Genomic DNA, 21,121 nt, shown 5'->3' on the forward strand with positions numbered 1-21,121 from the left:
AAAGGCAGGCAACCCCTGTGAGCGAGTTCGCCAGTGAGCGCGCACAGCGTCCCATCCGGGTCACCGTATGGGGGGAGAACCGGCACGAGCAGCTCGAGGAGAAGGTCGCGAAGATCTACCCGCACGGGATGCACGCCGCCGTCGCGGAGGGCATCACCGAGAACCTCGGCCGGGGTGCGCGGGTGCGCACCGCCACCCTGGACGACCCCGAACACGGCCTCACCGAGGAGGTGCTGGCCGAAACCGACGTGCTCACCTGGTGGGGGCATGCCGCGCACGCCGAGGTCGCGGATGAGGTGGTGGAGCGGGTGCACCGGCACGTACTGGAGGGGCTGGGCCTGGTCGTGCTGCACTCCGGGCACTGGTCGAAGCTGTTCATGAAGCTGATGGGCACCACCTGCACGCTCCGCTGGCGCAGCGAGCACGACCGCGAGCTGGTGTGGACGGTCGACCCCACCCACCCCATCGCGCGCGGCATCCCGCATCCGATGATCATCGAGGAGGACGAGATGTACGGGGAGTTCTTCGACATCCCCGCCCCCGACGAGCTGGTCTTCCTGTCCACCTTCTCTGGCGGCGAGGTCTTCCGCAGTGGCTGCTGCTTCCGGCGCGGGCACGGGAAGATCTTCTACTTCCGCCCCGGCGACCAGGACTACCCGACCTACCACCACGAGGGCGTCCGCAGGGTCATCGCCAACGCGGTGGAGTGGGCCAAGACCGATCGCCCGGAGCGCACCCTGCCGACCCTGCTCCGCTACGAGACCGGGGACTTCTACCGCGGGCGCGGCTACACCGGGCCGATGGACAACCAGGCCGCGGCGCAGGGACCGCAGGCGTGAGCGGGGCCCCGACGGAGGCCGCGACAGAGGCTCCGAGGAAGGCCCCGGTCGTGGCCCCGGTGCGGGTGCTCTGCGTGGGCGCCGGGGCGATGGGGCGGGCGTGGCTCAGGGTGCTCCAGGACTCAGCGGAGGCCGAACTCGTCGGCGTGGTGGACCTGGACCCGGCGGTCGCACGCGAAGCGGTCGTCGGGCTCGGCAGGCCCGGACTCCCGTTCGGGACCGACCTGCTGGCGCTCGCCGCGGACACCGGCGCCGAGGCGGTGGTGGATGTGACCGTTCCGGCCGCCCACCACCCGGTGACCACCGCGGCGCTCTTCGCGGGCCTGCCCGTGCTCGGCGAGAAGCCGGCCGCGCAGACCCTGGCCCAGGCGCTGTCGCTGGCCGCCACCGCCGAGGTGACCGGCGAGCTGTTCATGGTCAGCCAGTCGCGGCGCTGGAACCCCCAGGTCTTCGCGCTCCGGGCGATGGCCCGTGAGCTGGGAACGATCGGCACGATGAGCCACGAGTTCTTCCGCGCGCCGAGGTTCGGCGGCTTCCGCGACCGGATGGCGCACCCGCTGCTGGTGGATATGGCCATCCACCCCTTCGACACCGCCCGCTTCCTGCTGGACGCGGAGCCGGTCGCCGTCAACTGCCAGGAGTGGAACCCCTCCTGGAGCTGGTACGCGGGGGCCGCCTCGGCCTCGGCGCTGTTCGAGATGGAGGGCGGCGCCCGGTTCGCCTACAACGGCAGCTGGTGCGCGCCCGGCGCCGAGACCTCGTGGAACGGCGAGTGGAGGATCAGTGGCGAGCGGGGCAGCGCCCGCTGGGACGGTGAGCGGGAGCCCGAACTGCGGGCGGAGCCGGCCGAGCCGGCGTCCGGCCACTCGCCGTACCCGGTCGCCGCGGGAGGCCTCGCCGGGGCCCTTGAGGCGTTCTGCGGGGCACTGCGGGCAGGCGGGGGCGCGGGCGGCGGCGGGCGGCAGGTCGGCATCCGCCCCATGGGCGAGGTGCACGAGAACGCCATGAGCCTCGCCATGGTCGAGGCCGCGGTGGAGTCTGCGGCGAACGGCGGCCGAAGGGTGCTGCTGGACGCCGTGCTCGAGCACGCACACGCCTCCGCCCTGAGCGCCGAGTCCCACCCCGCCGTGCGCGAGGCGCTCAAGTCCTGGCCCACCACCCTCGCAGCGCTGGCGCCCCGGGCCGGCGCGCCGCGCGGCGGTGTCGGCGGTAGCCCCTAGACGTCGACGATCCAGCTGACCGGCCTCCTGCGTTGCCGCAGGCCTCGCCGGGTGCCGCGGCAGGGCCATCGGCTGCTGAAACCCTCCCATGGGTGCTGACCAGATGTTTCGTTACAGGCGCGTGATTACTCCCGGGTCCTGGCGGGCGCGGGCGGTCGGCGAGGCCGACTCGGAGGAGTAATCCAACAGGTGTTGGGTATCTCGTCACCGGCTCCGGCCGACTGATGCCGGGTGTCCAGTCAGGCCGCAACCGCTTCTACAAACCCCCTGAGCGGATCTCGTCTCCCCTGACGCGACAGCCTCCGGGTCGGGCTGGGGAGCCTTCCGGGGCGGTGGCGTGGCTGGTTGCCTTCCGGAGGGCGGGGATGAGGTCTGCGATCTGTTCGAGTTGGTCGCGTTGGGAGGGGAGGTCCAGGGCGCCGAGTCGGGCGACGACGTGTTGGACGCCGGCAGCGGCGTACCGTTCCAGACGGTGGAGCACGTGGTCGGCGTTGCCGGTGGCCACGGCCTGGATCCTCTCCAGCTCCTCCAGGGGCATGCCGTAGGTGGCGCGGGCGTAGGCGTCCAGTGCCCGGCGCCCACTCTCGGGCCGGTCGTCGATCCGGACCGTGATGAACAGCGCGGGGGTGATGTCCTGGGCCGCGCGCCCGGCGTCGGCCGCGGCCTGGCGGACCTGGCGGAGGCCGGATGCGTAGTCCGCGGGGTCGGGCGGGTAGGGCAGCCATCCGTCGTACTTGCGGCCGGTGCGGGCCAGCGCTGCCGGGGTCGCGCCGGCGAGCCAGAGGGGCGGGCCGCCGGCCTGGAAGGGCCTGGTCGTGGGCGGGATGTCATCGAAGTGGAGGATCTCGCCGTGGAAGGATGCGGCGCCGTTCCACAGGGCCCGCCACAGCGCGACGGTCTCGTCCAGGCGGGCGAAGCGCCTCTCCCACGGCAGCTCGGACAGCGTGTAGAGGGGCCGCCCGAAGCGGCCGGGGAAGCCGGCGCCGACGGCCACGGTGAGTCGGCCACCGGACAGCACGTCGATCGACCCGAGCGACTGCGCGGTCTGGACCGGCCGACGCAGGAACGGCATCAGCGCCGCCGTACCCAGTGTCACGGTCTGCGTCGTCGGGGCGAGCGCGGCCAGCATGGTGAGCGCTTCGATGCGCGGGCTGATCAGGGAGTCGTTGACGAAGAGCGAGGAGAAGCCCAGGTGTTCGGCCCGGCGGGCGAAGGCGACCAGCTCGCGGGGGTCGTCGGCCGGGCCCTGCTGGGCGGTTGCGGTCGGAAGCAGTACACCGATGTCCATGGCGGCGATGTTCGTGACACGAGCGGGTGGCGGCAATTCCCTGCGGGGAATGGCCCGCGGCCCTCCGCCGCGGCTACAACACTCCTGTGGACTTTCCTCGGGCGCTTCGCGAACGGCGTACCCGCCGGCATCTCAGCCAGCTCGACCTCGCGCTTCGGGCGGGCACCACGCAGCGCCATGTCAGCTTCATCGAATCGGGGAGGTCCGTCCCCGGCCGGAACATGGTCGTGCGCCTGGCCGAGTCCCTGGAACTGCCCTTGCGGGAGCGCAACGACCTGCTGCTGGCCGCGGGGTACGCACCCGCCTACCCCGAGCACGCCCTGGAGGACCCGGTGCTGGCTCCCGTGCGCACGGCGATCGGCCATATCCTCCACGGCCATCTCCCGTACCCGGCGCTGGTGGTGGACCGCGGCGGTGACCTGATCGCCGCGAACTCCGCATTCGACCTGATCACCGAGGGGGCGGCCGCCGAGCTGGTCGGCCCGGGCACGAACGTCTACCGCCTTGCGCTGCATCCCGACGGCCTGGCTCCCCGCATCCGCAACCTCGCCGAATGGGCCCGCCACGTCCTGGCCCGGCTGGGCGACCTGGAAGAGCTGCGTACCGAGCTCGCCGGGTACGTTCCGCAGCTGGAGCCGTCCGCGGGGCTCCTGGGTTTCGCTGTGCCTCTGCGCCTGCTCACCTCCTATGGTGAGCTGCGTCTGATGACGACCGTGACCACCTTTGCCACCGCCGTCGATGTCACCCTTGCCGAGCTGAAGCTGGAGGCCTTCCTGCCGGCGGACCCGGCGACGGCCGCGGCCCTGACGGCGGCCGCCGGGGCGAGGGGCGCCTGTGCTGCTGCGGATCGGGCCCCGGAGAGCCTGTGATCCGCCGCGAGTCGGCCACCCGCAGCAGGGGCTTGGTCCACCGGCTTCCGCGCGCGACGTGGTACGTGGGTGCCAGGGCACCGGCCGACAGTCGCTCCACGTGGGATTCCCGGCGGAACGGGTGTTGAACATCGAGGCCAGGGTGTCCGCTCACGGGCCAGGGTCGAGTCCTGCGGTCGGGGTGCTGGGTTCACCATGGGAGCGGGTAGGGGTTTCATGGCATCGTCTTGTCGCGGTGTTCTAGCGTCATGCCATGACGATTCCAGCGTCGCTGCGACGCTCGGCCCTTCGGGCGCGGCGGGACAGCGGGTTTCTCGCCGCTGGTGTGCTGCCGCACCTGGCGTTGGTGCCCGTGTGGGCCTGGGCTGCGACGACTACCGCCGAGACGGGGAACTGGCCCCTGACGGTACCCCTCTCGGTCGGGCTGGCCCTGTTCGGTGCCCCGGTGCTGACGGGTGTCCAGCGGGCGCGCTACCGGATGCTCCTCGGCGTGGACGTCCCCCGGCCCGCCCCTACCCGGAACCGGACCCGGAGCCGGACCCCCGCCCGCACCGGCCCGGGGCAGCGGACATGGGCCTGGACGGCTCGGCGGCTGGTGGCGACGCGGCCGTGGCGCGGGATCTGCTACCACCTCCTGCTGGGCCCCCTGCTCGTCCTGCTGGAGCTGCTGGTACTCGCGGCGGCGGCGGCAGGCCTGGCGGGCGCGCTCGCCTATGCCTGGGCATGGGCGCTGCCCACCGGAATCCGCCAGGACTGGTTCGGCTACCTGACCCGACTGCCGGCCTACACGGCGGCCGGACTCCTCCTGCTGTGCGCCCTGCCCTGGAGCGCGCGGGCGGTGGCCCGGGTCGAGTCACGGCTGGCGTTGGGCCTGCTGGGGCCCAGCCGGGCGCAGCGGCTCCAGCAGCGGGTCGATCAGCTGGCGGTGAGCCGGAGCGACTTGATCGAGGCCGTCGACGCCGAGCGCCGACGGATCGAGCGCGATCTCCACGACGGCACCCAGCAGCGGTTGGTGTCCCTCGCGGTCAACCTGGGGCTGGCCCTGGCCACCCGCCCGGACCTGCCGGACGATGACCGCGAGGTGATCGCGAAAGCGCACCTGGAGGCGAAGGAGGCGATCGCCGAACTCAACGACCTGGTACGGGGCCTCCATCCGGCCGTTCTCGAAGACCGAGGCCTGGACGCGGCCCTGTCCGGGCTCGCCGCCCGCACGCCCCTGCCGGTGCGGCTGCGGGTGGATCTGGAGGGGCGGGTGGCTCCCCACGTGGAGTCGGTCGCCTACTTCGTGGTCTCCGAGGCGCTGACCAACGCGACGAAGCACGCCCGCGCGATGCGCGCGGAGGTGATGGTGCGTCAGGTCGGGGAGGTGCTGCGGGTGCGCGTCACCGACGACGGGCTGGGCGGCGCCGACGCCACCGCCGGCACGGGACTGACCGGGCTGGCCCGGCGGGTCGGCTCCCTGGACGGGGCCTTCCACGTCAGCAGCCCCGTCGGCGGGCCCACCACCCTCACCGCGGAGCTGCCGTGCGCGCGGTGATCGCCGAGGACTCGGTGCTGTTGCGCGTTGGCCTGGTCAAGGTGCTTCAGATGGGCGGCTTCCAGGTCGCGGCGGAGACCGGCGACGCCGAGGGGCTCTTGGCGGCGGTGGGCGAGCACCGGCCGCACCTCGCCTTGATCGACGTGCGGATGCCGCCCGGATTCACCGACGAGGGGGTGCGGGCGGCGCTGGAGATCCGCCGGCGCTGGCCCGGGACGCCGGTGGTGCTGCTGTCGCAGTACGTGGAGGAGCGGTACGCGGCCGACCTGTTGTCCGCGCACACCAGCGGGGTGGGCTACCTCCTCAAGCAGCGGGTCGCCGACGTCGCCGACTTCGTGGCGGCGGTCCGGCGGGTGGCGGACGGGGGCACGGCCCTGGACCCGCAGGTCGTCGCCCAGCTGCTGCTGCGGCGCGAGAGCGACCCGCTCGCGCGGCTCACCCCCCGCGAACGGGAGGTGCTGGGCCTGATGGCCGAGGGGCGCTCCAACGCCGGCATCGCGCAGGCGCTGGTGGTCGGCGAGAGCGCCGTGGCCAAGCACATCAACAACATCTTCGCCAAGCTCGACCTGCCGGTGGTCGACGCGGACCACCGCCGCGTCCTGGCCGTGCTGCGGTTCCTCGCAGCGTCCGGACCGCGCCATTCCCCTCCGTGACCACGACCAGCGGGCCGCGTGCCGGGCCGACCGGGTCGGTCCCTCGGCCCCGGGCCCGGCCCCGGCCGCGTCCGGCGGAGTCAAGATGGAGGCGTTCCTGCCCACAGAGGCGGCGACGACCGCAGCCCTGACGGCGGCCGCTTGAGCGAGGGGCGGCTGGTGGAGGAGCTTGTGAGGGGCCCCGGCCCGGGCGCAGCGCGCTCGTACTCGCGCTCGCGTTCGCACTCGTGCGGCGCAGTACCCGGCCCATGGCCCTCCGCATCACCCTCGTTCTGCCGTGCCCGCGTGCCATTGGTCGGTGGTCAGGCGCCAGATGATGTCGACGCCCACCTCACCGGGCGCGGCGGGCCCCTCGGGAGCAGCCACGCGTGCGACCTGGACGAAACCCAAGCGGCGGGCGACGGCGCCGCTGGCCAGGTTGGCGGCGTCGTGATGGATCTCGAAGTGGTCGACGCCGGGCAGGTCCAGGCCCTGGCAGACCAGGGCGGTGGCGGCGTGCGAGGCCAGACCCCGTCGAGTCCACCGGGGATGGACCCAGTAGCCGATCTCAAGGCCGCCCTCGGCGATGCGACGCATCAGGCTGCAACTGCCGACGACCGCCCCCTCAAGGGTGATCGCATAGCCGAAAGCCTGGCCGCCGGCCCACTCCTCCTGGTTGCGCGCCAGGAAGGCCGCCGTCTGCTCTCTGCCGCAGTCGGCAGCCCACGGCATCCAGGGCAGCAGATGCTCCCGTGACTCCAGGATCGCCCGGTCCAGGGCGTCCAGATCACCCAAGCGCCACCGCCGCAACTCCACCGGGCCGCACGTCAGGATCTCGGCAGGTTCTCCCATGCCCGGGATACTCCCGCACCCCACCGAAAACCCACAACGCAATATCGACAGCCCCAGCCCCAGCCCCAGCCCGCGCCCCGGCCCTAGCCCGGGCCGGCGTCGAGGCAGGCCGCTTGTGCTGGTCGAAGCGGCAGGGTGGTGAGGTGCGACGCGCAGCCGCCAGCGGGCGGGGAGCTCGGCGGGGGAGAGCACCACATCCTGCGCCGCCGCGCGGGTGCCACTACCACCGACCGGGCCCGTGTCTGCGAATTCACCACTGGACCAGGGGACTCCGCTGGTCAGGCGCTCACGATCGCCGCGCCGACGAGGCCGAGTAGCCACGCCGAGCGGCCTCCGTACGATCTCGACGAAAGCCTCTTCCTCGTCCCGGACGACCTCCGACTCGGGCCGCCATTCGGCGAATCACCAGGACCGCGGTCGCCGTCGCACCGCGGCAGCAGCCTGGGAGGGTGGCGCGCACCTTGCACCCCCGGCATGGCTGTCCTCAGCGGCTGACGCGTCGGCTGGCCGGGAGACCACAGCGCGGCGGCGGTTGCGGGGCAGGACGCGAGTGCTCGGTCGGGCCGGTCGGCCGGGCGCCGGATCTCAGAAGGACACGTCATCGGGCGGCGGTCCCGTTGGGCCGACCGCCGCCAGACTCCGCCACGACGCGTCGGGGATGGGCCTGCGGAACTGGGTCGTTGCGTCGATGACCTCTCTGACGCTGCTCAATCCGAGGAGGGTGCCGGCGACGGCCGGGTGGCGGAGGGGGAAGCGGGCGGCCGCGGCGCGCAGCGGCAGACCGTGCTCCGCGCAGATCTCCTGGAGGCGCAGGGCCCGGCGCAGCAGAAGCTCGGGCGGTGCCGCGTAGTCGTACGGCGCGTCCGGGCGGGGGTCGGCGAGGAGTCCGGAGTTGAAGACGCCGCCGGCCATGATGGACACGCCCCGCCTCAACGCCTGGGGGAGTAGATCGGCCTCTGCGCTGCGGTCGAGGAGGGTGTAGCGGCCGGCGAGGAGGACCACGTCGATGTCGGTGTCCCGGACGAAGCGGGCGGGCATCGCGGACTGGTTCATGCCGACGCCGATGGCCTTGACGACGCCTTCGGAGCGCAGTTGTTCCAGCGCCGGATAGGCCTCGTCGAGGGCCTGCCGCTCATGGTCGTCCGGGTCGTGCAGGTAGACGATGTCGATGCGGTCCAGGCCGAGCCGGCCGAGGCTGTCCTCCAGGCTGCGGCGTACGCCGTCGGCGCTGAAGTCCCAGCGGCGTCGGTGGGTTGCCGGCACGGCGAAGCCGTTGGCGAGGTCGTCATCGTCGTCGTGCGGGCCGGGGACCGGTTCGAGGAGTCGGCCGACCTTGGTGGAGAGCGTGTACGCGTCGCGGGGGCGGGCGCGCAGCGCGTTGCCCAGGCGGCGCTCGGAGAGGCCGAGTCCGTAGTGCGGGGCCGTGTCGTAGGTGCGGATGCCCTGGTCCCAGGCGCACTCCAGGACGGCCGCGGCCTCCGCGTCGTCGATTGCCCGGAAAAGGTTGCCGACCCCCGCGCCGCCGAAGGCGAGCGGGGTGGTCCAGGCGGCGGAGCGGCCGAGTGGGACGCGGGGGAGCGGGTCGGCCTGGGCCGATCGCCCGGGTTCGTCGTGTCCGGTCACAGGGCCGCCTCCAGCTGGGGGAGGGCGTCCGCCTGCTGTGCGAGGTCGGCCTGCCAGAAGTGGCCGTCCGGGTAGCGGAAGGCGGCGATCGATTCCGTCTTCATGGTCGCGGAGAAGCCGGGGGCGAGCGGGTCGGTGTAGTGGCCCTCGCGGACGACCGCCGGGTCCTCGAAGTGCTCGTTCTCGGGGCCCAGCCAGCGCAGTTGGCTGTCGCCGTTCAGCTCGCGGCTGAGGGCGCCGGGGTCGGCGCACAGTTCGTCCAAGGTGGGGAAGCGGATGTCGTAGGTGTCCAGCGCTGTGATCCGCGCGGATTGTTCGGACAACGGGAGTTCCTTCTCTGTCTTCTCTGTGTTGATCCGCCAGGGGACGGTGGGCTGGTGACGTGTCGTCAGGCCGCCGCGGACCGCTGCGGCTGCCGCAGCCACAGCGTCTCGATCTCCTCCAGCGACTTGCCGGCGGTCTCCGGCACCCGGCGTGCCACGTACCAGGCGGCGATCGCGGACAGCACCGCGAACACGCCGAACACGGCGGACCCGAGCGCGTGCAGCGCGTCCGGGAAGACCAGCGAGAACAGGAAGTTCATCAGGTACTGGGTGAAGGTGATCACGGCCATGCCGACGGCGCGGGCGCGCAGCGGCAGGACCTCGGGGCAGTAGAGCCAGAAGACCGGGCCGAGGCCGATGCCGAAGGCGAAGGTGTAGACGAAGACGCAGGCGATGGCGACGACGGTGACGTCGGGGAAGAGCGCGAGCACCACCATCGGCGGCACCTGGGCGATCAGCGAAGCCGTCAGCAGGCGTACCCGGCCCAGCCGTTCGATGAGCGGCAGGGACACCGCGGTGGACACCACCAGGGCCCCGCCCACGCAGTAGTTGGCGATGGTGCCGGCGCTGCCCGAGTCGGCGGTGAGGTGCTGGAAGATGACGGGTGCGTAGTAGACGGCCGCGTTGATGCCGGTGAAGACCTGGAAGAAGGTCAGGATGAGGGTGATGCGCAGCGGGGTGCGGTAGTGGCCGGTGAACAACTCGCGCAGCCCGGTGTGCTGCTGGGCGAGGCTGGTACGGATCTCGGCGACCTCGGCGGCCGCCTCCGCCGGGCCACTGCGCAGCGTGGTCAGCACTGCCTCGGCGTCGGCCTCCCGGCCGCGCATCATCAGCCAGCGCGGGCCCGCCGGGCTGGTGACCATGCCGATGAAGAAGATCACCGCGGGGATCGCGCCGAGGCCGAGCATCCACTCCCAGGCGCCGGAGGAGGACAGCGCGTCGCCGACCACGTAGGCGAGGAGAATGCCGACGTTGACGGCGAGCTGGTAGAGCGCCGTGATGCGGCCGCGCAGCTGCTTGGGCGCGAGTTCGCTCAGGTAGATGAGGCCGAACATATTGGCCAGGCCCACGGCGAAGCCGAGGACGAAGCGGGACGCCATGAGGACGGGGGCGCTCGGCGCGAGAGCACAGCCGATCGAGCCGAAGAAGAAGATCGCGCCGGCCAGGATCAGCAGGTGCCGCCGGTCCCAGCGGCGCGCGGCGAGGCCGCCGGCGGCGATCGCGGGCAGCGCGCCGAGCAGCAGCAGGCTGGTGACGAGGCCCTGGCCGGTGGCACTGAGCCCGAACTGCTTGGTCAGTGGGGCCAGAGCTCCGGAGATGGCTCCAGAGTCGTAACCGTACAGAAGGCCCGACAGGCCGCCGAGTACGGCCACCGCGTACACGCGGCGGGGCAGGGCGCCGGCGGATCTGCCGGTGTCGGTGGGTGGTTCCGCGACGGCTTGACGGGACGGGGATGCCTTCGGCGGCATGGTGCGGCCTCTCGTCGGACACGAAGGGGAGAAGGGCGGTGGGGCGTCGGTCGTTCGGGACGGCCGTGGACGGCGTCGTGCGGGTGGCGGTTCAGTCCGCGAGCGCGTACACCCGGGTGGCGGTGCCGGACCACACGGCCGTCTGCTCGGACGGGCTGAGGCCCCGGGTGAGGTCCGCGGCGGACGCGACGACGTCGCCGTACGAAGCGGCCAGGGTGCACACGGGCCAGTCGGAGCCGAACATCAGCCGGTCCGGGGAGAAGGCGTCCAGTGCGGTCTCCGTGCAGACGCGCAGGTCCTCGGTGCTCCAACGGCTCCAGTCGGCCTCAGTGACCAGACCGGACAGCTTGCAGACCACGTTGGGCAGTTCGGCCAGCCGCAGCAGGTCGCGCTGCCAGGCCCCGATGACGCCCGAGGCGATCGGGGGCTTGCCCAGGTGGTCGAGTACGAAGGTGAGTTCGGGCACCGCGGCGGCCGCCCGGCGGGCCGCGGGGAGCTGCTGCGGGAGGACGATGAGGTCGTAGGCGAGGCCGGCGGCGGCCACGGCGCGCAGGCCGTTCAGGACGTCAGGGCGGGTCAGCCAGTCTGGGTCCGGCTCGCCCTGGACCTGGTGGCGGATGCCGGCCAGGTACCGGCCACCGGGGAGTCCCCGGAGCCGGGCGAGCTCCTGCACGACGTCGGGCGCGGTGAGATCGGTCCAGCCGACCACGGCGCGCACCAGGTCCCGCTCTGCCGCCAGGGCGAGCAGTTCCGGGGTCTCGTCGGCGACCGCGACGGTCTGCACTGCCACGCTTGCGCGCACGCCCTCGCGGCGCGCGAGCGGTGTGAGGTCGGCCAGGGTGAAGTCGCGCCGGAGCGGGGCGAGTTCGGGACCGGTGATCCAGTCCTGATCGCGCACGCCCAAATCCCAGACGTGATGGTGCGCATCGACGATGTAGGGGGTGGTGCTCACGGTGTGGTTCAGCTCCTGGCGGGAGGGGCGGTCGGGGTGGGCGCGGCCGATGGCCGGCGGGGCGCGGCCTCACTCCATGAGGAAGCCCTGTTCCATCGGCGCCCACAGCTCGTGCGGACCGGCCTCCGCGACCGGCTGCTGGCAGTGGTGTCGTTCGCGATGTGGCAGCGGCGCAGGGTGTCGGGGACCGCCCGCGGGACAGCATGGTGCAGTTCGCGGTACCCGTCGACGTGGTCCGGGAGTACCCGTACCACCTGTGCAATGCGTTCCATGCGGTGAGATGCCCCTTCGTTGCGGCGGTCTCCGGTGCGGACGCCGGTACGCCCGGGTCTGCCCTGCGGGTCATCCACGATCCTGTGCGTAACACCCGCGAACGAGTCGAATCAAATATGATCCTGCCCCTGCGCCATGGTGAGTCCGACTCCTCGGCGAGTCAACCCTCTGAGCCGAAGTCCACGGGCTCGCGCTCAGGCGCGCGGAGCCCCGAGACGCCGGTGCGGCCGCGGCGAGGAGTCGTGCGGGCGGTGCCGGACCCGGCTGGAGCGCAGGTGGGTGGCCATCGCCTCGGCGGCCTTCTCCGGGTTCCGGAGGGCCACCGCGTCCACGATGCGCTCGTGCTCGTCGATGGTCGGCCCGGCCGCTCCCGGCGCGCTGTTGAGCCGGAACATGTGGAGGTGCGCATGGAGCCGGGTCACCGCATCGGCCAGCAGGGGGCGGCCCGCCGCGTAGGCCAGCGCTTCGTGGAACTCCTGGTCGAGCAGGGCGAATTGGCGGTACTCGGCGTATCTTGCGCCGCTCTCGGGGTGCCAGCGCATCTCCTCGAGGATGGACCGCAGGTGCCGCAGCTCCTCCTCGCCCGCGTTCTCCGCGGCGAGCGAGGCCGCGCGCGGCTCCAGCAGCAGCCGCATTTCGAACAGGTCCGTCAGGGCCTCCGGGTCGAGCAGTTCGGTCGCGCGATAGCCGGCGTTGGGGCGCTTGACGACCAGCCCGTCCGCTTCGAGCCGGGCCAGGGCCTCGCGTACGGGGGTGGCCGACACGTCGAGGCGGCGGGCCAGGCCGTCGATGCTCACGCGGGCGCCGGGCGCGATCTCGTGGTCCATGACCATGGCCTTGACGGCCTCGTAGACGCGATCGGTCAGCACATCGTGTCGATTCTCTTCCACCATGGCGAGAATCATAGAGAATCGGCAGCTCCCCGGGATGGCGCAGGACGGCGTGGGTGCGCCCCGGCAGTGGACTGTTGTCATCCGGATATTCCTATAGCATTATGTGCCGCACTGAAATTTCCTATAGGAATCTGAGGTGTGCGGTGAGCGGAAGCGAGACGGACCCCGCCCGCGTGGCCGTCGTCGGCCCCGGTGCCGTCGGGCTGGCGCTCGCGGCGGGGCTGGCCGCTCAGGGGCACCCGGTGACCTTGTGCGGCAGGACCGGAACGCCACCCATATCCGCGGTGACGACCAGCGGCGAGCACGGCAGCCGGACCGTCGACGTCGAGTGGTGCGACGACCCGGAGGGCGCGTCCCCTTTCCCCTGGGTGATCGTGGCGACCAAGCTGCATCAGGGGGAGGCGACCCGGGCCTGGCTGGAGCGGCTGGTCGGCCGCGACACCCTGGTCGTCGTCGCGCAGAACGGTGTCGAGCACCGCGAGCGGATCGCACCGCATTCCTCGCCCGGTCAGGTCGCCCCGGTTCTGGTCCACTTCAACGCCGAACGGCACGAACGGGACCGGGTGGAGGTCCGCCGGGAGGGGCCGGGTCTCCTGGTCGGCGACGACGTGCCGGGGCGCCGCGCCCTCGCGCTGCTCGACCGGACCGGCCTCGGGGTGCGGGCCGTCGCCGATTTCACCACCGAGGCCTGGCGCAAGCTCATGGCCAATGCCGTCGCCAACCCCATAACGGCCCTCACCTGCCGCGGAGTTGAGGTCTTCGGCGACCCGGAGGTCCGGGGCCTGGCGGCCGCGATGCTCGCCGAAGTGGCCGAGGTGGCCAGGGCCGAGGGCGCACGACTGCCGGCCGATGCCGTCGACGACACCCTCGCGTGGATCGATGCCCGCCCCGCGGGCGCCGGGTCTTCGATGCTCGCCGACCGTCTCGCCGGGCGGCCCCTCGAGTACGACGGGCTGCTCGGGGCCGTGGTCCGCAGGGCCCGCGCCCACGGGAACACCGCTCCGACCTGCACCGGGGTGCTCGCGCTCGTCGCCGCCCTGGACGGCGCGCTCGCGCGACAGCGGCAGTGACAGCGGTTTCAGCAGTCGCACACCATAACTTCGAGCATCAGGAGCAGCAGTGGCACGGGTGACCAAGGCGGAGGCCTACCTCGTCGACATCGAGGTGGAGACGGTGCGCACCGATGCGACCCAGGCCTTCCTCAAGCAGGAGACCCTCTTCGTCGAGGTCGCCACAGACGACGGGCTGACCGGGACCGGCTACTCGTACACCATCGGCACCGGCGGCCGGGCCGTCCTCGCGATGCTGCGCGACCACCTGCTGCCCGCCCTCGTCGGCCGCGACTCCCGCGAGATCGAAGGGGCCTGGCGGGCGATGTACGACAGTACGCGCGCCACGATGGTCGGCGCGATCACCGCCCTCGGCCTGGCCGCCGTCGACCTCGCGCTGTGGGACCTGCGGTGCCTGCGGGCCGGCGAGCCGCTGTGGCGGGTCGCCGGCGGGGCACGCCAGGCGGTTCCGGTGTACGACACCGAGCGCGGCTGGCTCCAGCTGGCCGAGGACGAACTGGTCGCGGGGGCCCTCCAGGCGCAGCAGCAGGGATTCTCCGGCGTCAAGATCAAGATCGGCAAGCCCAGCCCCGGCGAGGACGCCGCCCGGATCCGGGCCGTACGCGAGGCCGTCGGACCCGGCCTGGACATCATGGTCGACGCCAACCAGGCCTTCACCGCCCCCGAGGCCATCCGCCGCGCCGCTCTCCTGGAGCCGTACGACGTCGGCTGGCTGGAGGAGCCGCTGCCCGCCGAGGACGTGGCGGGCCACGAGCGGCTCGCCGCCTCGACGAGCATCCCGGTGGCGGTGGGGGAGTCCATGTACTCGCTCGGCCATTTCCGCGAGTATCTGCAGCGCGGCGCCGCCGGGATCGTGCAGCCCGACGTGGCCCGGATCGGCGGCATCACGCCCTGGCTGAAGGTCGCCCACCTGGCGGAGGCCTTCAATGTCGAGGTCTGCCCGCACTTCCTGATGGAGATCCACGTCAGCCTGACCGCCGCCGTGCCGAACGCCCGCTATGTCGAGTACATCCCGCAGCTGCGCGCCGTGACGACGCGTCAGCTGCGGATCGCGGACGGCCTCGCGTACGCGCCGTCCGAGCCCGGGCTCGGCATCGCCTGGGACCGCGATGCCATCGACGACCGCCGCGTCGCCTGACCCGTAGTCCCGCCCGCACCTTCCCGCACCAGGAGGACGACGATGTCCACCCTCAGCTCGGCGAAGCCCGGCCACGCCGGAAGCGGCACCGATGCCGCGCACCGCCGCAGAGTCCTGTTGGCGTCCCTCGTCGGCTCCGCCCTCGAGTGGTACGACTTCTACCTGTACAGCACGGCCGCCGCTCTGGTCTTCAACAAGATCATCTTTCCCTCGTCCGACGCCACGGCCTCGCTGCTGGCCTCCTTCGGCGCGCTCGCCGTCGGCTACTTCGTCCGGCCGCTGGGCGGTATCGTCTTCGGCCGCCTCGGCGACCTGGTCGGCCGCAAGCGGGTCCTGGTCATCACGCTCCTGGTGATGGGCGCATCCACGGTCGGCATGGCCCTGCTCCCGACGTACCGTCAGGTCGGCGTGCTCGCCCCGGTGCTGCTGGTGCTCCTGCGCGCCGTTCAGGGCCTCGGGGCCGGAGCCGAGTACGGCGGGGCGGCCATCCTGACGGCCGAGTTCTCCGACTCGCGGCGGCGCGGACTGTTCGGTGCCGCGCCCAGTGTCGGCGTCTACCTGGGCATCCTGCTGGCTTCGGGGGCTTTCGCCCTGGCCACGCGGCTGCCGCAAGAGCAGTTCCTCTCCTGGGGCTGGCGGGTCCCGTTCGCGGCCAGCGTCCTGGTCATCGGCGCGGCTCTCGTCATCCGGCTGCGGCTGACCGAGAGCCCGGCGTTCGAAGCGGCGCAGGAACGCGCTGAGACCGCCGAGGTCTCGCCGGTCCGGGAGGTCGTGCGCACCGAATGGAAGGCCGGCCTGGTCGTCTTCGGCCTGCAGACCGCCCAGAACGTCGTCGCCTATCTGAACCTGACGTTCCTGGCCGCCTACCTCTCCGACACCCTGAAGCGGGACAGCTCGACGGGACCCTTCGCGGTCACCGTCGGCACCGCCGTGACGGCGGTCTCGCTGTGCCTGTTCGCCCGCCTGACCGACCTGATCGGCCGCAAGCCGGTGGCGCTCGGAGGCTGCGTCTTCTCCGCCCTCTTCGTCTTCCCCTACTTCTGGATCATCGACCATGCGGACACCTCGCTGCCCGTCGTGCTCGCGGTCGTGGTCAGCATGGGGATCGGCGTGGGCTGCATGTTCGCCCCGCAGGCCGCGTACTACAGCGAACTGTTCACCGCGCGCTCCCGCTTCACCGGCCTCTCGCTGTACCGGGAGGCCTCCGGCGCCGTCACCGGTGGGCTGACCCCGCTCATCGCCGTCGCCCTGGTCTCCGCGACGGGCGGCAGCTCGTGGGGCGTCTGCCTGTTCGTCTTGGCCGCCTGCCTCATCGGAGGCCTCGCGGTCGCCCTCGGCCCCGAGACCCGCGGCCGCGACCTCAGCACCACCACCGTGGAAGCCCTCCGGGCCTCGACCGGCACCTTCCGCTGAGCCTGCCACCTGAAGTACCACCCGAAGTACCACCATCGAGCCCCGAACGGCCCATGCCGGGCGGGGAGTTGAGGAAGCATCAGCATGCGCATCGCCCGCCTGGGCCGGCCGGGGCACGAGGTTCCGGTCGTCGTCGACGGAGACCGGGTCCTCGACCTGAGGAGCGTCACTCCGGACGTGACCCCCGAGTTCCTCGAACACCGGCTGCCCGCACTCGACCCGACCGGCCTCCCCGAGCTCGCGGACGCCGCAGGGCTGCGCATCGGCGCGCCCATCACCCGCCCCTCGGCGGTCGTCTGCGTCGGCATGAACTACGCCAAACACGCGGCCGAGTCCGGCGCCGAACCGCCCACCGAGCCGGTCGTGTTCTTCAAGCACCCCAACACGGTGGTCGGCCCGAACGACGCCGTGGTCATCCCGCGGGGCAGCACCATGACGGACTGGGAGGTCGAACTCGGCATCGTCATCGGCAAGCAGGCCGGCTACCTCGACTCTCCCGCGGACGCCGCCGCGCACATCGCCGGCTACGTCCTCGGCAACGACGTCTCCGAACGCGAACTGCAGCTGCACACCTCCGGGGGGGCAGTGGTCGAAGGGCAAGTCCGCACCCACCTTCACCCCCGTCGGGCCCTGGCTGGTCACCGCCGACGAGCTGGACCCGACGGACGTCCGCCTGCGCAGCCGCGTCAACGGCGAGCCCCGCCAGGACTCCAGCACCGCCGACCTGATCTTCCCCGTGGCCGACATCGTGCATCGGCTCAGCCAGTTCATGACCCTCGACCCCGGAGACCTCATCCTCACCGGAACCCCGGAGGGCGTCGCCCTCTCCGGCCGCTTCCCCTACCTGCGCCCCGGCGACGTCGTCGAACTCGACGGCACAGGGCTCGGTACGCAGCGCCAGACGACCATCGCAGCGAAGGACGCATGATGACCGCCCGGATATCCCCCACCGCGGACACCCGCGGGCCCGAACTCCAGGACCTGGTCGCCGTCGTCACCGGCGGCGCCTCCGGCATCGGCCTCGCCACCGCCCGCGAACTGCACGCCCGCGGGGCCCGGGTGGCCGTACTCGACCGGGCCGCGAGCGACGAGCCGTTCCTGCACATCCCCTGCGACGTCACCGACGACGAGGCCGTCCGCGCGGCCGTCGACACCGTGGTGAGGGAGCTCGGCGGTATCCACATCCTCGTCAACAACGCCGGCATCGGCGCCCAGGGCACCGTCGAGGACAACGCCTCCGACGAGTGGCGGCGCGTTCTCGACGTCAACGTCATCGGCATCGCCCGGGTCACGGCCGCCGCCCTGCCCGCCCTGCGCAAGGCTGCCGCAGGTGGGGAGGGACACGCCGCCGTCGTCAACATGTGCTCGATCGCGGCCACCGCCGGACTGCCCCAGCGGGCCCTGTACTCCGCGAGCAAGGGCGCGGTCCTGGCGCTTACCCGCGCGATGGCGGCCGACCATGTACGCGAGGGCATCCGTGTGACCTGCGTGAACCCCGGCACCGTGGACACCCCGTGGGTGGGCCGGCTGCTCGACGCCGCCGACGACCCGGCCGCCGAGCGCGCCGCCCTGGCCGCCCGGCAGCCCACCGGACGACTCGTCAGCGCCGACGAGATCGCCTACGCCGTCGCCTACTTGGCCAGTCCCCGGTCGGGCGCCACCACCGGCACGGACCTTGCGGTCGACGGCGGCATGCAGGGCCTCCGGCTGCGGAGCGAGTGACCGGACCGCCATGCCGACCGCCACGCCGCCCCGCCGCTTCGCGACGGATCATCGAAAGGATGCGCCCCGATGCGTGTCGCGCTCTTCCTGACCTGTGTCAACGACACGCTCTACCCGGACACCGGCCGCGCCGTCGTGAAGCTGCTCACCCGGCTGGGAGTCGAGGTGGACTTCCCCGCCGCCCAGACCTGCTGCGGCCAGGCCCACTACAACACCGGCTACCGCCGAGAGGCGGAACCCCTGGCCACCCACTACGCCGAAACCTTCGGCCCCGGCCTCGCCGCCGGCGCGTACGACGCGATCGTCACGCCGTCCGGATCCTGCGCGGCGATGGTCCGCGAGCTGTACCCGCGGATGGGCGAGCGGGCCCGCGCGGAGGGCCGGGGCACGGCGCTCGCGGCGGCGCTGGCGCCGGTGGTGCCCAGGACGTACGAGCTGACCGAGTTCCTGGTCGACGTTCTCAAGGTGACCGATGTCGGGGCGTACTACCCGCACACGGTGACCTACCACCCGACCTGCCACGGCCTGCGCTCCCTCGGCCTGGGCGACCGCCCTGCCCGACTCCTGGCCCAGGTCCGGGGACTTGAGCTGGTGGAGCTGCCGGGCGCCGAGGAGTGCTGCGGCTTCGGCGGCACCTTCGCGGTCAAGAACGCGGACGTCTCCTCGGCGATGGGTGCGGACAAGGTCCGCAACGCCGCCTCGACGGGCGCCGAGGTGCTGTGCGCGGCGGACAACTCCTGCCTGATGCACATCGGCGGCACCATGTCCCGGCTGAAGGTCGGCATCCGCCCGGTCCACATCGCCGAGATCCTGGCGAGCACGGAACAGGAGCCCCAAGCATGAGCGGCACCTTTGTCGGAATGCCGGCCTTCCCGAAGGCCGCACACGAGGCCGTACGCGACACCACCCTGCGCGCCAACCTGAAGCACGCCACGCACACCATCCGCGACAAGCGCGCCCGCGCGGTCGCGGAACTCGACGACTGGGCGCAGCTGCGCGAGGCGGGCAAGCAGATCAAGGACCACACGCTGCGCCACCTGGAGCACTACCTGGTGCAGCTGGAGGAGTCCGTCACCGCGGCCGGAGGGGTCGTGCACTGGGCGCGGGACGCGGCCGAGGCCAACCGGATCGTGACCGAACTCGTACGGGAGACCGGCGAGTCGGAGGTCGTCAAGGTCAAGTCGATGGCCACCCAGGAGATCGGCCTCAACGAGCACCTGGAGGCAGAGGACATCCGCGCCTACGAGACCGACCTCGCCGAGCTCATCGTGCAGCTCGGCAAGGACAGGCCCTCGCACATCCTGGTCCCGGCCATCCACCGCAACCGGGGCGAGATCCGCGACATCTTCCGCCGGGAGATGGGCAGTTGGGGTCGTCCCGCGCCGGAGGGGCTCACCGAGTCCCCAGCCGAGCTGGCCGAGGCAGCCCGCCTCCACCTGCGGGAGAAGTTCCTGCGTGCCAAGGTCGGCATCTCGGGCGCCAACTTCATGGTCGCCGAGAACGGCACCCTCGTGGTGGTCGAGTCCGAGGGCAACGGGCGGATGTGCCTGACCCTGCCCGAGACCCTGATCTCGGTGGTCGGCATCGAGAAGATCGTGCCGACCTGGCAGGACCTGGAGGTCTTCCTGCAGACCCTGCCGCGCTCCTCGACCGCCGAGCGGATGAACCCGTACACCTCCACCTGGACGGGCACCACCGACGCCGACGGCCCGCAGGCCTTCCATCTGGTCCTGATCGACAACGGGCGCACCGACGCCCTCGCCGACGAGGTCGGCCGCCAGGCCCTGCGCTGCATCCGCTGCTCGGCCTGCCTCAACGTCTGCCCGGTCTACGAGCGGGCGGGCGGCCATGCGTACGGATCGGTCTATCCGGGCCCCATCGGCGCCATCCTCAGCCCCCAACTGCGCGGCACGGCAAGCGAGATCGACGCCTCGCTGCCGTACGCCTCCTCGCTGTGCGGGGCCTGCTACGAGGTGTGCCCGGTCGCCATCGACATCCCCGAGGTGCTGGTGCACCTGCGCGAACGTGTCGTGGAGGGCGGCGAGGCGACCCAGCGCGGCACCAGGGTCACCCTCCAACCCGCGAAGGGTCACGCGGTCGAGCGGGCCGCGATGCGCGCCGCCCGCTGGGCCTTCACCCATCCGGCGGCGCTCGGCGCCGGCCAGCGCCTGGCGGCCCGCACCCGGCGCCTCCATCCGCGCTCGCTGCCCGGCCCCGGGCGGGCGTGGTCGGCGACGCGCGACCTCCCGCGGTTCCCGGCGGAATCCTTCCGCGACTGGTGGCAGCGGACGAACGGCGGAAAGGACACCGCGAAGTGAGCAGCAGGGACGTGATCCTGGGCCGGGTACGGCAGGCGCTCGGCGCCGAGCCCGCCGGCCCGCCCGCTGGCCCGCCCGCCGCCCCGGCGGCGTACGGCACCGGCATCGACCGCGGCTACCTGCGCCGGCACGGCGAGCGCACCGCCGAGGAGACGGTGGAGCTGCTCGCGGAGAACCTCACCGACTACCGGGCGATCGTCCACCGCTGCTGGGGCACCGGCGAAGAGCTCGCCGACCTGCTCATGCGGCTGCTGGCCGAGCGGGGCGCGGGCAGCGTGCTCGTACCGCCGGAGCTCCCGCCGCACTGGCTGGCCGGCGTGGACGCAACCCGCGTCCACGACCGCGCGGTGAGCACGCCGGGGGAGCTGGACCGCGTCGACAGCGTCGTCACGGGCTGTGCGGTCGCCGTCGCCGAGACCGGCACCATCGTCCTGGACGGCTCGCCCGACCAGGGCCGCCGCCGCATCACCCTCATCCCCGACCACCACATCGTCGTCGTCCGCGCCCCCGGCCAGGTCGTCTCCTCCGTGCCCGAGGCCCTCGGACGCCTCGACCCGACCCGCCCGCTGACCTGGATCTCCGGTCCCTCCGCGACCAGCGACATCGAGCTGGACCGGGTCGAGGGCGTGCACGGCCCGCGCGTGCTGGAGGTCGTGCTCTGCCAGGACTCCCGGTAGTCCTGGAGCCCCG

General features: G+C 72.4%; 19 protein-coding genes and 1 pseudogene. 13 read left to right on the top strand and 7 right to left on the bottom strand.

What is annotated here, in order from left to right:
• The first annotated feature begins 17 nt into the window (after positions 1-17).
• Together BS73_RS03835 and BS73_RS03840 are read left to right on the top strand one after the other, a co-directional pair.
• A complete protein-coding gene (locus BS73_RS03835; protein WP_037569170.1) occupies positions 18-839 on the top strand; it encodes a ThuA domain-containing protein in 822 nt (273 codons plus the stop codon).
• Between the two features lie 50 nt (positions 840-889).
• Positions 890-2,059 carry a Gfo/Idh/MocA family protein gene (locus BS73_RS03840; protein ID WP_037569172.1) on the top strand — a complete coding sequence of 390 codons (1,170 nt, stop codon included), beginning with the start codon at positions 890-892 and terminating at the stop codon, positions 2,057-2,059.
• Positions 2,060-2,315: 256 nt separating this feature from the next.
• Here BS73_RS03840 and BS73_RS03845 read toward each other — a convergent pair whose 3' ends face one another.
• Positions 2,316-3,347: an LLM class flavin-dependent oxidoreductase gene (locus BS73_RS03845; protein WP_051939276.1), complete on the bottom strand. Its 1,032-nt coding sequence runs from the start codon at positions 3,345-3,347 to the stop codon at positions 2,316-2,318.
• Between the two features lie 86 nt (positions 3,348-3,433).
• On the opposite strand from BS73_RS03845, the gene BS73_RS03850 reads away from it, so the two are divergent.
• From BS73_RS03850 to BS73_RS03860, 3 genes are all read left to right on the top strand, one after another.
• The gene (locus tag BS73_RS03850) at positions 3,434-4,216 is read left to right on the top strand and encodes a helix-turn-helix domain-containing protein (RefSeq protein ID WP_037569174.1); all 783 of its coding nucleotides are present in this window, start codon (positions 3,434-3,436) and stop codon (positions 4,214-4,216) included.
• 253 nt (positions 4,217-4,469) lie between these two features.
• Positions 4,470-5,753: a sensor histidine kinase gene (locus BS73_RS03855; protein WP_037569176.1), complete on the top strand. Its 1,284-nt coding sequence runs from the start codon at positions 4,470-4,472 to the stop codon at positions 5,751-5,753.
• Positions 5,741-6,406, top strand: a complete 666-nt coding sequence (locus BS73_RS03860) for a response regulator (protein WP_037569178.1) — start codon at positions 5,741-5,743, stop codon at positions 6,404-6,406. The genes BS73_RS03855 and BS73_RS03860 overlap by 13 nt, the downstream gene beginning before the upstream one ends.
• A 261-nt stretch (positions 6,407-6,667) precedes the next feature.
• Here the strand turns inward: BS73_RS03860 and BS73_RS03865 are convergent, their stop codons facing one another.
• The 6 genes from BS73_RS03865 to BS73_RS03890 form a co-directional block, all read right to left on the bottom strand.
• Positions 6,668-7,237, bottom strand: a complete 570-nt coding sequence (locus tag BS73_RS03865) for a GNAT family N-acetyltransferase (protein ID WP_037569180.1) — start codon at positions 7,235-7,237, stop codon at positions 6,668-6,670.
• Between the two features lie 585 nt (positions 7,238-7,822).
• A complete protein-coding gene (locus BS73_RS03870; protein ID WP_051939278.1) occupies positions 7,823-8,860 on the bottom strand; it encodes an aldo/keto reductase in 1,038 nt (345 codons plus the stop codon).
• Positions 8,857-9,183, bottom strand: coding sequence for a hypothetical protein (locus tag BS73_RS40880; protein WP_037569183.1), 327 nt, complete (start codon positions 9,181-9,183; stop codon positions 8,857-8,859). The genes BS73_RS03870 and BS73_RS40880 overlap by 4 nt, the downstream gene beginning before the upstream one ends.
• A 65-nt stretch (positions 9,184-9,248) precedes the next feature.
• On the bottom strand, positions 9,249-10,652 hold the full coding sequence (locus BS73_RS03880) for a sugar porter family MFS transporter (protein ID WP_084703742.1): 1,404 nt from the start codon (positions 10,650-10,652) through the stop codon (positions 9,249-9,251).
• 91 nt (positions 10,653-10,743) lie between these two features.
• Positions 10,744-11,604: an amidohydrolase family protein gene (locus tag BS73_RS03885; RefSeq protein WP_037569186.1), complete on the bottom strand. Its 861-nt coding sequence runs from the start codon at positions 11,602-11,604 to the stop codon at positions 10,744-10,746.
• 467 nt (positions 11,605-12,071) lie between these two features.
• Entirely contained in the window at positions 12,072-12,770 is a 699-nt protein-coding gene (locus tag BS73_RS03890; protein ID WP_051939411.1) for a GntR family transcriptional regulator, read from the bottom strand.
• A gap of 143 nt (positions 12,771-12,913) precedes the next feature.
• Between BS73_RS03890 and BS73_RS03895 the strand changes: the two genes are divergently transcribed.
• The 8 genes and pseudogenes from BS73_RS03895 (at position 12,914) to BS73_RS03930 (ending at position 21,108) form a co-directional block, all read left to right on the top strand.
• Positions 12,914-13,840: a 2-dehydropantoate 2-reductase gene (locus tag BS73_RS03895; protein ID WP_037569188.1), complete on the top strand. Its 927-nt coding sequence runs from the start codon at positions 12,914-12,916 to the stop codon at positions 13,838-13,840.
• A 49-nt stretch (positions 13,841-13,889) separates the two neighbouring features.
• Positions 13,890-14,978: a mandelate racemase/muconate lactonizing enzyme family protein gene (locus BS73_RS03900; protein ID WP_037569190.1), complete on the top strand. Its 1,089-nt coding sequence runs from the start codon at positions 13,890-13,892 to the stop codon at positions 14,976-14,978.
• A gap of 42 nt (positions 14,979-15,020) precedes the next feature.
• Positions 15,021-16,391 (top strand): MFS transporter, encoded by a 1,371-nt coding sequence (locus BS73_RS03905; protein ID WP_051939283.1) that lies wholly within the window; start codon positions 15,021-15,023, stop codon positions 16,389-16,391.
• 84 nt (positions 16,392-16,475) lie between these two features.
• Positions 16,476-17,319 (top strand): annotated as a pseudogene (locus tag BS73_RS03910) (fumarylacetoacetate hydrolase family protein).
• Complete coding sequence (locus BS73_RS03915) at positions 17,319-18,113, top strand: SDR family NAD(P)-dependent oxidoreductase (protein WP_051939284.1); 795 nt, start codon at positions 17,319-17,321, stop codon at positions 18,111-18,113. Before BS73_RS03910 ends, BS73_RS03915 begins: the two are co-directional and overlap by 1 nt.
• A gap of 69 nt (positions 18,114-18,182) precedes the next feature.
• Positions 18,183-18,956, top strand: a complete 774-nt coding sequence (locus BS73_RS03920; RefSeq protein ID WP_037569194.1) for a (Fe-S)-binding protein — start codon at positions 18,183-18,185, stop codon at positions 18,954-18,956.
• Positions 18,953-20,431, top strand: a complete 1,479-nt coding sequence (locus BS73_RS03925; protein WP_037569196.1) for a lactate utilization protein B — start codon at positions 18,953-18,955, stop codon at positions 20,429-20,431. Before BS73_RS03920 ends, BS73_RS03925 begins: the two co-directional genes overlap by 4 nt.
• Positions 20,428-21,108 (top strand): LutC/YkgG family protein, encoded by a 681-nt coding sequence (locus tag BS73_RS03930; protein WP_037569198.1) that lies wholly within the window; start codon positions 20,428-20,430, stop codon positions 21,106-21,108. The genes BS73_RS03925 and BS73_RS03930 overlap by 4 nt, the downstream gene beginning before the upstream one ends.
• Positions 21,109-21,121: the final 13 nt, after the last annotated feature.

Origin of the sequence: Phaeacidiphilus oryzae TH49 (assembly GCF_000744815.1) — a bacterium.
Lineage (GTDB): Bacteria > Actinomycetota > Actinomycetes > Streptomycetales > Streptomycetaceae > Phaeacidiphilus > Phaeacidiphilus oryzae.